We start from the raw sequence: 12,563 nt of genomic DNA on the forward strand, positions 1-12,563 counted from the left end.
TTTCAGTATACTCATCATACTTTAGGAACCGGCCCCATATGAATTAGAAGACAGAGCAGCGGGTACGAATCCAGATTTGAAGTATGGAAGGAGAATCAGCCTTGGCCTTATACATTCCGCTTGAATTCTCTGAGCGATTTGCGCATTTCGGAAGCAACACCTTTGTTCAGCAGGGAGGCATATTTGAGTCTCCAGAGCTAATTTCTATAGGAAACAACGTCTCTATTCAAGCTCCATATGCTATCCAGCCGAAAGATGTGAATCACGGAATTTCTGGCGATAGTCCAGTTATCTCTATAGGAGACGGTTGTCAAATCAACAGAAGTGTCCAGATCACAGCTCACCCCAGGATTATCTTAGAGCCAAATGTTCTGATCCATTCCAACGTTCTAATGGAAGGGGATATTACCATTGGAGAAGGCTCCTGGATCGGAGCAAACTGCCGCCTATCCGGGAATATACGTATTGGAGCTGGGAGCGTAGTTAAGGCAAACAGCATGGTTTTGGACAATGTTCCCGACTATTGCGTGGTTTCAGGTAATCCCGCATCAATTGTGCAGATTTATGAGACTTCCTCCGGGAGCTGGGTGGATGTGTCTGCTCATGATCAGGCCCAGGCTATTCTTACTGCCCGAAGCCGCCTTCCCCTGTTATCAATCTGTATCCCAACTTACAACCGCGCGCCTTATCTTGACGCTTGCCTCCAGTCGATTTATGCTCAGATCGGAAATAATGAGCTGATCGAAGTGGTAGTATCCGATAACGCCTCCACAGATGCCACGCCAGCGATCATAGACAAGTATATGGCCCTGTACTCCAATATGAAGTCAGTACGCAATGACACGAACATTGGCGGAGATCCTAATATTCTTCATGTATTACAGCTGGGGAGAGGGAAATTTGTAAAAATGCAAGGCGATGATGATTATTTTCTGCCCGGCAAGCTTATGCCCCTGCTTCATGTACTGCACAGCCATCCGGAATGTGGAGTCTTCCATATTAGTCTAATTAACGGAAATAGGCCTCCCCGCCTGGAATCCGGCATGAGTAATTTCCTGGCCGCAACCACCCTTTATGCGGCTTTTATCAGTTCTGTTGTTCTAAGACGTGAGGATTTGGAGAAGATCGAGAACCCGGCGCTATTCATGACCTCTAAATTCAATCAGTTATATCTTCAATATTCTATATTAAAGGATAACCCGAACTTCTGCATCATGTACGATAGTATCTTCGGTTATGGTGGTGCTTACAATCCTAAATACAGTTTTGCTGAAGTTTTTTTTAACGGGTATCCGTCTATCCTTAGCCATTTCTTGGGCACTGGTTTGACTGCTGAAGAAATTTCCAGAGAGAAAAAACAAACATTTTATCACTATACCATTCCATGGTTTCGGAATAATAAGGCAACTGTGACTACTGATGAGTTTGAAGAGATCTACAAAAAATACTATCAAGATGAACCCTATTATGAGGATGGCCTTGCCATCATGAAAGCAATACGCCAATCCTAATTTAGGAAGGAAGTTAATGGGTTATGTCGCACTCTTTAGAGCCTAAACCAGTTTCTAGTTTCTTTTACTGTGGCAAAAGCACAGATATCTCTCCCATCGGACAATTTCATCATCCCGAGTTCGTTCTCATTGGCGACAGGGTAACAATCAAAGATGATTACTGCATACAGTCCACATTACAAGATTCTTTGCCTGTACCCAAAATTATTATAGGAGATGATTGCAGATGTGAGCAAGGACTCACTCTTCAAGCCCTAAACCGTATTGAAATCAAGCCTCGTGTCACTATTGGCAGTAAAGTTAGTATATCAGACGCAAGGCATGAGTATCGTCAGGTAGGATTGCCGGTCTTAGCACAAGGATGGATGGACAGCACTGGAGAAGTTATCATCGGAGAAGGCACACAAATAGGTGATGGAACTGTTATTGCAGGTAATATCCGAATAGGCAAGCACTGTGTAATCCAGCCTGGAAGTGTTGTTGAGCAAGATCTTCCGGATTACTGTGTGGCAGGCGGATCCCCGGCACAAATTCTGCAGCAGGAGACGGCTAAGCTCCAACCGCGAACTGCGGGCTTGAGTTCCGGCACACCGGAATCTACTCCGCTTCTCTCCATTTGCATTCCGACTTATAACCGCGCAATCTACCTTGATCTCTGTCTTTCTTGCATATTCAGTCAATTACAGAACGATAGCCGGGTAGAAGTAATTGTCTGTGACAATGCCTCCACCGACGCTACTCCACAAGTGATTGCACGTTATGCCAGCCGTTATCCTAGCCTCAAATCCTTCAGAAACAGCACGAACATAGGGGGCGACCGCAATATATATCTTGTAGCCCAACTAGCAAGGGGCAAGTTTATAAAATGGCAGGGTGATGATGATTATTTTGTGGAGGATTCAATCCCTTTTCTACTTGATGTCATCCATGATCATATGCAGTGCGGAATTATATATTTGAATGTGCATAACCATGATGGCCAGGTTTATACTGCAGAAGGTGCACCCGCCTATCTTCGAACCTCAGGTATTATGTGTACCTTTATTTCCGGCATCATTCTACGAAGGGAAGATTTTGAACAAATTGAAAAGCCCTTCCGTTATATCGATTTATCGCTAAATCAAGCTTATATGCAGTACGAAATATTAACCAGAAACCCTAGCTTTTGCGTGGTGAACCGGAGAATGTTTAATTTTTCCGGAAATCCTCCTTCAGGATACAATCTCGGGGAAGTCGTCTTCCGTAGTTATCAGACTATTTTGCGTCATTTCATTGGTAAAGGATTAAGCGAGGTAGATGTGCAGCAAGAGAAACTAGCTTCTCTCTACAATTACATTCTCCCTTGGTACACAGGAATCATGCGTGATCACGCCCCTGTTTTTACCGATGACTTTGAGGACCTCTTTAGAGAATTTTATGGAGAAGAGTCCTATTTCGAAGATGTCCTGCTGCGAATTGCAAGTATAAAAGCTCTGGCACAAAGCTAAGGAGGGATTTAGTATGCATAAACCGGACACACTTCAGGCAAACCATCAGCCAGATTCACAGGAATCTCAGATGTCCAATTTAATGAATTATGCCAACTTTCTATATAACCAGAAAAATTATGAGAACGCCGCTGTGTTCTATGAAAAATTTCTTTTGGAAGCAAAGACGTTGAATGAAGAAACCTATGAGGCCTATGGGAGACTCTCGGATTGTTACATTGCTGCTGGGGATGTAAATAAAGCCTTGTTAGCAGCATTCCAATCCTTTGCTTATGGAATTCCCCATCCTGTGATCTGTTACAAAATCGGCACTGCATTCATGCAGAAAAGCCAATTGAATATGGCTATTTTCTGGTTTGATATGGCTACCCAAGAAACCATTGCACATGAACACATAAACTATGATGCCTCTTTTGCCAACTGGCTCCCCCATTTACAATTATGTGTCTGTTATGAATCATCAGGCGAACACGAGAAGGCCTTTCACCATCATAAAATAGCCCAAAAATATAATCCCGATCATCCAAGTATAGTATACAATCAAAAGTATTTTGAATCTTTGTTCCGCAGAATCGAAGCTCCCTCTTCGAAGGCTCACCCCGAGGCTGAAGTAGTGGGGGGAAACGACACAAATTCCATAGATATCAACTCCGAAATACTGAATACTGAACAAAACGATGTAATTTTCACAGGAGAACGGGTTGTCATTAACGATGCCGTCAAAAAGAATCACGGAGATGTGCTGGAAGAACATTTGAACAGATACAAATTAGCCCAAAAGTTCGTCAAGGATAAAAGGGTGCTGGATGCTGCCTGTGGGGCAGGGTATGGGAGTAAAATGCTGCAGGTGGCCGGTGCAAGTCATATTCTTGGCGTAGATATCGATGAAGCCAGCTTATCTAATGCGCGCAAAACATATGGTCATGATCAGATTGATTATGCTTACGGAAATGTCAACAAGCTTGAACTTGAAGACAATAGCTTTGATGTCGTTGTTTCCTTTGAGACCATTGAGCACATCGATGATGGCAGTGTATGGATTAAAGAATCCGCCAGACTTCTCAAGGATGACGGAATCTTTATTGTCTCTACACCTAACCGCAGCATAGCGAACCCTGCTGGCTACTTCGTGGAACAGCCAAGAAATCATTATCACAAATATGAATATACGATTACTGAGCTTGTGGGGGAGTTACTGAAAGAATATGATATCCTGGAGTTGTACGGTCAAACCTTCGTCTCCGATTATTCAGCCTTCCAAGCCCAAGTTGTCAGAAATGCGAGAGCAATGCCTCCTACAACCACGCCTTATGACAATCCCGTCATTAACGGATACGAGCTAATGGATCTCGGAAGAGTTAAGGATATGAATCCTTTGTATGTGGTGGTCGTGTGCAGAAAAAAACGCCCCGTTTCCTTAGAATAGACAGATTAAAGATGGGCACAAATACAGGACCGGCCACTGGGGCTGGTCCTGTATTTGTTTTTGTATTTATTTGATGATGTTACTGCTCCCTGAAAAATATAATAACCCCTGCTTGACTTCGTGTTACACGAAGGCGTTAGGCTCATCATATCACTAAATCATCCTTAGGAGGACAAGACCATGCAGACTGTAACCTTGAATAATGGAGTGAAAATGCCGATCCTCGGCTTCGGAGTCTACCAGATTCCCGATGCTGAAGAATGTGAGACTGCGGTGTATGAAGCACTGACGGCAGGCTACCGCCTAATCGATACCGCTGCTGGATATCTGAATGAAGAGGCGGTAGGCCGGGCCATCAAGCGCAGCGGCGTACCGCGCGAAGAATTGTTCATCACCACCAAGCTCTGGATTCAGGATGCCGGGTACGACAGTGCCAAGCTCGCGTTCGCCAAGTCCCTCAAGAAGCTGGGACTGGACTACCTGGATCTATACCTTATTCACCAGCCGTTTGGGGATTATTACGGGGCATGGCGGGCGATGGAAGAACTATATCACGAAGGCAAAATCAGAGCCATCGGAGTAAGCAACTTCCTCCCTGACCGCCTGATGGACCTCATCGTTCACAATAAGATTGTGCCCGCTGTCAATCAGGTGGAGACACATCCGTTCCTTCAGCAGACGGATAACGCTGCTTTTATGAAGGAACAAGGTGTCCAGATTCAGTCCTGGGGACCGTTCGCAGAGGGACGCAACAACTTGTTCAGCAACGGAGTGCTGTCCGAAATTGCCGGTAAGTACAATAAATCCGTTGCGCAAGTTGTGCTGCGCTGGCTGGTTCAGCGCGATATTGTGGTGATTCCGAAGTCCGTGTGTAGAGAGCGGATCGTGGAGAACTTCGATATTTTTGATTTTGAGCTGAGTCCGGCGGACCTCGATCAGATTGCCGTGCTGGATACAGGCGAGAGCCTCTTCTTCTCCCACCAGGACCCGGAAATCGCCAAGCGGCTGGGCAACTGGAAGGTTGAGCTGTAAACCTGGACCAGGCTGGTAATTGACAATATCTTTGCCACTCCTTAATAAGAACGATAATACCTCAGCAAAGGCCCATGCACTGGTTGCATGAGCCTTTTACAATTTCATACAGACAGGTCAGCAGATACGGTTCTTTACCCTCTCCTGAGCCTGAACACGGAAAGCCTCCCTTACTTACGGATTCCGCACAAATTTGACAGCATCGGCGGCTACATACCCGCTTGTTCCGTCGTTATGGATGGTCACGCTGCCCGAGGTGCCAGCTGTGAAGGTATATGTGCCGATGAAATTCCATACCCCGCCGTTTGAGGTCTGGTCTATACTGTGCGTAGCCGTCCCTGCGGCATGAACGATATCTAAGGGAATCGCAGTGGAGCGGTTGATATGCTGCGGCCACATCATATAGACGCTGTAGGTGGCGGTGGCGGGCAAGTCTGGTGTGAAGGTAACGCTCTTGCTGCCTTTGCCGCTGTTGTCATCATGCAGATAGTTGGCGCCGTACCGGTCAGTCTGCACCGCAGCGGTCTTCCAGCCTCCGGTCTTCAGCACTCCGGTGGTGTCATTATTGTCCACAATCACCTCTTCACCAGGCAAGGTCGGCGGCGTGCCGCTGCCCAGGTCAAAGGATGCTTTGAACGTCCTGCCCTTGGATGCGCTGACATTCACTGTTAATTTAATGGTCGGGCTGAGCTGCGTCACAATAACCCCGGAATCTGCTGTGTACCCGCTTGTTGAACGGTCCAGCTCCACCTCAATCACGCCGGTGCCCGCTTGGGTTGGATCACTGACAGACAGCTCCAATGTATCTCCGGCTTCCCGGGTCATAACCGCCGCTTTCTTGTTAACGGTGATCAGATCGGCGGAGCTTACCCCATCCTCCCAGAAATTCGCTCCGGTGATGCCGAGTTTCGTTTCTTTTACCGCCTGAACACTGGATGAATTCGCAAGCACTTCAATGTCTGGAGCAGCAGCATAAGCGGCTACTTGAGCAGCAGACTTGCCCGGAAGCAGCACATACTGGTACTCCCCGCTCTCTGGATTCACACCATGATCCAGCCATAAGGTCATATAATTGCGGGTGATCGGCGTGGAAGGTGTGACCGGACGGGGGTTGATCTGCTTCCAGTTGCCTGTTCTGGCTTCTCTCTTAGCAGCAAGCGATACCGTCTGCGGAAAATAATATCCCGTATCCGCACCGGCGGTGCTGCCGGACAGATGAGCCCATTCTACCTGGTCCATGGTATCTGACCAAGCCAGCGTGGATGGCTTCACTTCACCATTTACAGTAAGCGTATTGCTGCCCGCCGTGTTCAGCTTCCGGTTCTCGACGTTAGTCTCCACAGCTATATTATCTGTGCTGATGATTCCCGCACCGAGAGCAACCACTTCGTCATCGAACATAAACCAGGATTTCTTGGCTCCAAGCGTTCGGCCTGCGTACTGCAAATCCATACCCGAGCTTCCATATAGATTCTGGATATCGGTTCCGCCAGTCCACTGCTTGGTGCTGGTGTGGCTGCTTGAAGAGGTCTGGGACAGCACCGTTGTTCCCGGCATTCGGTAGCTATCCACAGTAGGCCAGTAGTCATCGCTGTATTGTCCAAGATCACTGTTATATAAGCTGGTCATACCGGCTGAGGTATACCAGGCTTTGGCGTTCTCGCTGTTAATCGCTTCATAGCTGCCGATGCGGCTGGAATACATCGCAAGTCCGAAGCTGTAGCCCGGCCGGTGCTGCACGGCCCGGTCCATCGCCGCGAACTGCTGATAACTCAGAAGCTCAGCCGCCGGCTCAATGAGCGGGGCCCCGTCAATAGTCTTGGCCAGCACGATGGATGGAACAGGAGCGTCTTCATAGAAGGATTTATAGATATCCGACACCATCCAGCCCTTGAGCATCCGCTTGAAGTCGGCCGCTTGCGCAGGCGGTGCGATCTCGGACAGCAGCAGAATGCCCTGCATCGCCCGATGTCCCGCCTCATGATCCTGACTATAATTCCGGGAGATTTCCCGGCCGCGCACCATATCCATCATGGCACCCTTATACATTACCGGCTGATACGAGTTGTACACCCACTCCCATACATTGGACAGCTTGGGATCGGTAACCTGCCAGGTGGAGCCGTGAAGCATCACCATCAGATCACTGACAGCCAGCAGCAGGTCAATGCCATAACCTCCGGTGTAGGGGATGTTGTTATGCTGAATGAATGAACCATCCCGGTAGAAGCCGTCTCCGCTGAGCGTATAATTGAAAACAGAGGATAGTCCGTCGCGGGCTGCGGCGATCTTGCTCCCGTCTTTGACCAGGATGCCCCGCTCGCCCACCACCATCGCCTTCCAGGTGCGGTTAGCTCCTGTCAAAGTAACGGCGGGCGAGAAGCGCTCCACAGCTGTCATATAATTCGTAACCTGAGCCGGACTTAAAGAGTCATACATCAGCACCGTTATATCATTAAGCTGCAAAGGAATACCGATTTGCCAATCCCACCAGTTACTCGTTCCGCTGGCTACCGGCGTTACCCCCTCATGGTATCTGGTGGCGTACATATAATCGAGGGCAGCCACGATATCGCTCCCGAGCAGGCTGTCTCCATAGAGAGAGGTACCGGAAGTAGCGTAGGCAAGCGCCATTGTCTTCAGCCGTTCATAAGTCACCCGGATATGAATGGAATTCCCGGTCCCGGGATTATCGCTCCATAGATAGGTCCGGCCAGCTGCGGTGTTCATCGTCTGCCAGTAGCCGTTCGCTTCATTCCCTAGCTTGGTAAGGGCTGCGGCAAGATCAGCATCCGCCGTATTCAGAGAGGCCCCTCCGGTCAGCATCACCTTCCGGTTCTCCCGCATCCCGTCGAATTCATCCGCAGCACGGGCACGTTTCGCTACTCCTCCCAAGCCGCTGACCAGCAGCAGTAGCACTAACACCATCAAACCGCTTTTCATGAGTAACCCTCTCGTTAACGTTCCTCTCATTAGCAACCTTCTCATCCATAATCCCCCTTGTCGCCGTATTAAACATTTTCACGCATGGATAGTTTGGCTTTCCATCACACACAAGCTTGCTGTTGCTGCGCTCATGTTGCGGCTTCCCTTCATACAAGCTTGCTTCTCTGCACCAATGTCCCAGCATTCCCCACTCATAAATCCGTCCCTTGTGAAGCGCTTTCATTTAATAGTATAGATAGAGCCCGGTAGTGAAAGAAACTACGTGTATTCGAGAAAAGGTATGACATTTCGAGCATTCCGGCAAAAATGCTCCACATGCACGCCCGCCGCCCACTTTTGACGGATTGAGGTATACTTTTGCTCCTCACTCACGCCTGCCGCACACTTTAGGTCTACTCAAAGGGATTATCCCTCTGAATCTCCGAAAAAAGCCGCAAAACCTTGCGGCCTGCGGCGTGCAGCTTGCGACATACCTCCTACAGCTTGGGGTTACGGGTTACTCCTTGCGCTTTGCAGCCCGCGGGTTACAGCCTGCGGCTTACCACCCACAGCTTACCAGCTTAGTACATTTCATAACTAAGCTGGTCGGCCAGCTCACCTTCATGGTCAAATGCTGCATAGATGCAGAGCTGACCAGCCGGTGTATCCCCGGCATCGTAGCCGATACGGAAGGAGTGGTCTTCGGCAAACGTCAAGTCGGCCAGCACCAGCTCATTCACATCTTCATCAGGATGAGCGTCCGCAATTAGCTGCAATACCCGGTCAAGCAGCCCCTCCAGCCTGGCCCACACTTTCTGAATCTGTGGAGTCAAGCCGCTCATTGCAGCCTTGGTGGGAACTTCCGCTGTAACAGCAAGCTCACTCCCCCTGATTTGAAGCTGCGCCTTATAACAGGTAAAGGTAGTATCATATTGAAAAATCCCTACTCCCTCTACCCTATGATCCGGCTGCGTAATGAGGTTATTGGCATAATCCAGTTGTACAAGCTGCGAATGAAGACTCGTATCCAGTACCGTAAGTTTGTTCTCAGAGCAATACAGTTCGGTCAACTGCAGATTGTGACTGAGGTCCAGACTCATGAGATGATTATTGAAGCATCGCAGACTCGTAAGATCCGGAAGAGCGCTGGTGTCCAAGCGGGTTAAGTGATTATGGTTACAGCGGATTTCCGTCAGCTCTGTACAGCTTGCCATATCCAGCTCAATGATATAGTTGCCGCCGCAATCGACCCGCTCCAGCGCCGTATTGTCACTAAGCTTCAATTCATGCAGCGAGTTATAACTGCAATTCAGTACCTTGAGCCGGGGATTGCTGCTTAACTCCAAGTTGGACAACATATTCTCATGACACTCCAGCTTCTCCAGCGCAGGATTCTGGCTGAGGTCCAGAGTACGGATATGATTCCTGCTACAATCCAGTTCCTTCAACAGCCGATTAGGCTGAGTATTCAGCTCAATCAGCCGGTTGCTCCGGCAGTTCACAGTAACGAGTTCCGCATTCTGGCTAAGGTCAAGCACGGTTAACTCATTATACGAACAATCCAGCTCCTGAAGCGCCGTAAATTGTTCGATCCCCTGTAGACTTGAGAGCTTGCAGCCCTCAAGCTTCAGCGTAGTCACCGTGTCAAGATCGCTCCTGAAGACGGTTTCACGGCCACCGCAGAAGTGATCCCTTACGAACTGCAGGAAACGTTCATCTGCGAAATCATCGGTAATTGAAATCTGCATGGTACTCCCCCTCTAAAATCATTGGGATTATTCTACCATACTCCGCAGAGTCATTCACTTGAAGCGCATTTTCATAGATTCGCCTTAGGTTCCAAGCTCCACCTGGAACGAGGCGCCCCCGGCACCATCAGGGTCGAACAACAGTCTTACCTTCCCTGAGTTTCCGGGGTTTCCAGGGGTCCCGGTGTCTCCATTATCACCGGGTTCACCTAAGTCACCTGTGTCACCAGATCCACCGAGGTCAACCGTGATACGCTCAGACTTGTGGATCACCCTAGTAACAGGCCGATCGAGTTCAAGCTCCACTTCGATTGGACGGCGCTGCAGTTGTGTCGGATCAGCTATAGCTAGACTCCAGCCTGCCGGATTACTACGCAGCACAATAGAGGCTTGACCGCTGCAAGCAATCCTCCCGCTTCTATACCAGCCCGGCTGCCAGAAATGCACAGCGAATAGCCCCAATCCGGTATCTTCCACCGCATGCACCCGTTCATTCAATTCCACAATTCGTATACTTGACGCCCCTGCGAACCCGGCCGTTGCTTCTTCACTCCAGCCAGGCAGCAGCACATAGGCATAGGTATCCCCCTGCGGCGCTGCTCCATGATCGAACCACAACGTCTGGTATAACCGTTCTTCTCTCTCAGAGGAACCGGCATCGTTGATTGCCCTCCAGCTCCCTTGCCGGGCCTCGCGCAAGGCATGGACGCAGCAGCGTTCAGGCAAATAAATCCCCACATCCGCGCCCCCGGTACTTCCCGCCATATGAATCCACTTAGGCTGAATGGTATCTGTGAGTCCCAGCGTCCGGCAAATCTCTGTTCCGTCTGCTGTAATCGTATGGTCGCCTGCCGGGTTCAATTTCCGGTTTTCTATGATCGTTTCCACTTTAGCGGAATTCCGGCTCTGAATACCCGAACCTAAGGCCACGATGCGGTTACCTAATAACAACCAGCTTCTGAGCGCAGCCAGTCCATCGGCTTCGTTAACAACATCCTGAAGCTCCATCGCAATGGCGCCGTATTGGTTATGAAGCACAGCACCGCCAACGTAAGCTCTATGGCTTAAGCGGCCTTGCCCGGCTCCATCCTCCTGCAATGTCTTCGTTACCGTGGTTCCAGGCAGGCGGTATGGATCAACGGTCGGCCAGTAGGCATCCGCATATTGCCCCAAGTCACTATTGTACAGATGGCTCATGCCATACGATGTATACCAGCCCTTCAGATGCTCCCTGTTGATAGATTCATAGCTGTAGATCCGGCTGGAGAACATACTGATCGAGTAGGCAAAACCCGGACCTTGCAGCACCGCCCGGTCCATATGGGCAAACAGCTTGCAGCAGGATTCCTCCGGGGCTGGCGGCATAAGTTCATCGTCCAGCAGTGCTCCGGCCCAGGCTGCGGTATCCGGCGGAGCTTCGGCGATATACGATTTATACGTATCTGCCAACACCCACCCCTTCACCCTGGAGAGCAGCCGTGCCTGATCCGCCTCACCCAGTATGCGCGAGAAACGCAGGCAGGCCGTGATCACGGAATGTCCACTCTCATGATTCTGCGAATCCTCCCGTGAGACTTCTCTGCCGCTCACCATATCCAGCATAGATCCCCTGAACATAAGAGGCACGAATGAATCCTTAATCCACCCGGCCGTCAAACCCCGAGCTTCATCAGGCAATTCCCAGGGGGTACCGTGAAGCCATACCATCAGGCGGACCACATCATGCAGCAGTGAAACCCCATATCCCCCGGTGTAGGCATACTTGTCATGCTGAATAAAGGAGCCGTCTTCATAGAAGCCGTCCCCTTCCTTCGCATACCTGAACAGCGGAAGCAATGCATTCCGGGCGGCGGACAGCTTCTGCCCGTCGCCCCGGATAACGGCAGCTAGGGCAGCCGCCGTAGATTTCCAGACCAGATTCGCTCCCGTTGCAGGCGGAGCCTTCGCTGCGAACCACTGAGCATGAAAGGCCGGATCACCCACGTATTTGTCTACGGGGTGGAGCAGACGCTCTATAAGCTCTGTATCCAGCAGATTCTCCATGAGCAGCAGCGTCTCCAGTAACGCAATCGGCACGCCAATCTCCCAATACCACCAGTTGCCATAGGGCTGACAGGTTTCGTTGTATCTATGCTCAGACAGCCATTCTAATCCATAAATGATCCTTAGCCTTAATGAATAGTCCATATAATAGGTACATTTGGGAGACTTCAGCGCGATGGCCATCTCCTTCAAACGGAGGATGATCTGAAATACATCCGCCGCATTCTCCTGAAACGGGATATCCGCCCACAGCAGCTCCTGATGATAAAGCATCTTATCCCGGGCATCGCGGACCCGCTTCAGCGATTCCGGACGAAGCGTATCTCCCACGAGATATTGCAACCATTTGTTTTTTAAGCTCTGCATGGACATTCTCTCCTTGAGCCTACTG

The 12,563-nt window shown here is 49.8% G+C and carries 7 protein-coding genes; 4 read left to right on the forward strand and 3 right to left on the reverse strand.

Annotated elements, in window-relative coordinates:
- Positions 1 to 101: 101 nt before the first annotated feature.
- The 4 genes from NST26_RS23060 (at position 102) to NST26_RS23075 (ending at position 5,456) form a co-directional block, all read left to right on the forward strand.
- On the forward strand, positions 102 to 1,511 hold the full coding sequence (locus NST26_RS23060; protein ID WP_339249975.1) for a glycosyltransferase: 1,410 nt from the start codon (positions 102 to 104) through the stop codon (positions 1,509 to 1,511).
- A gap of 23 nt (positions 1,512 to 1,534) precedes the next feature.
- Positions 1,535 to 2,998: a glycosyltransferase gene (locus NST26_RS23065; protein ID WP_340979829.1), complete on the forward strand. Its 1,464-nt coding sequence runs from the start codon at positions 1,535 to 1,537 to the stop codon at positions 2,996 to 2,998.
- Positions 2,999 to 3,011: 13 nt separating this feature from the next.
- Positions 3,012 to 4,424 (forward strand): class I SAM-dependent methyltransferase, encoded by a 1,413-nt coding sequence (locus NST26_RS23070; protein WP_340979830.1) that lies wholly within the window; start codon positions 3,012 to 3,014, stop codon positions 4,422 to 4,424.
- Positions 4,425 to 4,604: 180 nt separating this feature from the next.
- Positions 4,605 to 5,456 (forward strand): aldo/keto reductase, encoded by an 852-nt coding sequence (locus NST26_RS23075; RefSeq protein WP_340979831.1) that lies wholly within the window; start codon positions 4,605 to 4,607, stop codon positions 5,454 to 5,456.
- A gap of 174 nt (positions 5,457 to 5,630) precedes the next feature.
- Here the strand turns inward: NST26_RS23075 and NST26_RS23080 are convergent, their stop codons facing one another.
- From NST26_RS23080 to NST26_RS23090, 3 genes are all read right to left on the reverse strand, one after another.
- Positions 5,631 to 8,399 (reverse strand): polysaccharide lyase family 8 super-sandwich domain-containing protein, encoded by a 2,769-nt coding sequence (locus tag NST26_RS23080; protein WP_340979832.1) that lies wholly within the window; start codon positions 8,397 to 8,399, stop codon positions 5,631 to 5,633.
- Positions 8,400 to 8,962: 563 nt separating this feature from the next.
- Positions 8,963 to 10,129, reverse strand: a complete 1,167-nt coding sequence (locus tag NST26_RS23085) for a leucine-rich repeat domain-containing protein (RefSeq protein ID WP_339310722.1) — start codon at positions 10,127 to 10,129, stop codon at positions 8,963 to 8,965.
- 84 nt (positions 10,130 to 10,213) lie between these two features.
- Positions 10,214 to 12,538, reverse strand: a complete 2,325-nt coding sequence (locus tag NST26_RS23090; RefSeq protein WP_339310724.1) for a polysaccharide lyase family 8 super-sandwich domain-containing protein — start codon at positions 12,536 to 12,538, stop codon at positions 10,214 to 10,216.
- Between the last annotated feature and the right edge of the window lie 25 nt (positions 12,539 to 12,563).

Source organism: Paenibacillus sp. FSL R7-0128 (assembly GCF_038002245.1).
Classification (GTDB): Bacteria; Bacillota; Bacilli; order Paenibacillales; family Paenibacillaceae; genus Paenibacillus_AQ; species Paenibacillus_AQ silagei.

Excerpts from the sequence above, each read along its gene's own strand:
- NST26_RS23070 (WP_340979830.1), top strand. The coding sequence starts at position 3,012 with ATGCATAAACCGGACACACTTCAGGCAAACCATCAGCCAGATTCACAG.
- NST26_RS23080 (WP_340979832.1), bottom strand. The coding sequence starts at position 8,399 with ATGAAAAGCGGTTTGATGGTGTTAGTGCTACTGCTGCTGGTCAGCGGC.
- NST26_RS23065 (WP_340979829.1), top strand. The coding sequence starts at position 1,535 with ATGTCGCACTCTTTAGAGCCTAAACCAGTTTCTAGTTTCTTTTACTGT.
- NST26_RS23085 (WP_339310722.1), bottom strand. The coding sequence starts at position 10,129 with ATGCAGATTTCAATTACCGATGATTTCGCAGATGAACGTTTCCTGCAG.
- NST26_RS23090 (WP_339310724.1), bottom strand. The coding sequence starts at position 12,538 with ATGCAGAGCTTAAAAAACAAATGGTTGCAATATCTCGTGGGAGATACG.
- NST26_RS23075 (WP_340979831.1), top strand. The coding sequence starts at position 4,605 with ATGCAGACTGTAACCTTGAATAATGGAGTGAAAATGCCGATCCTCGGC.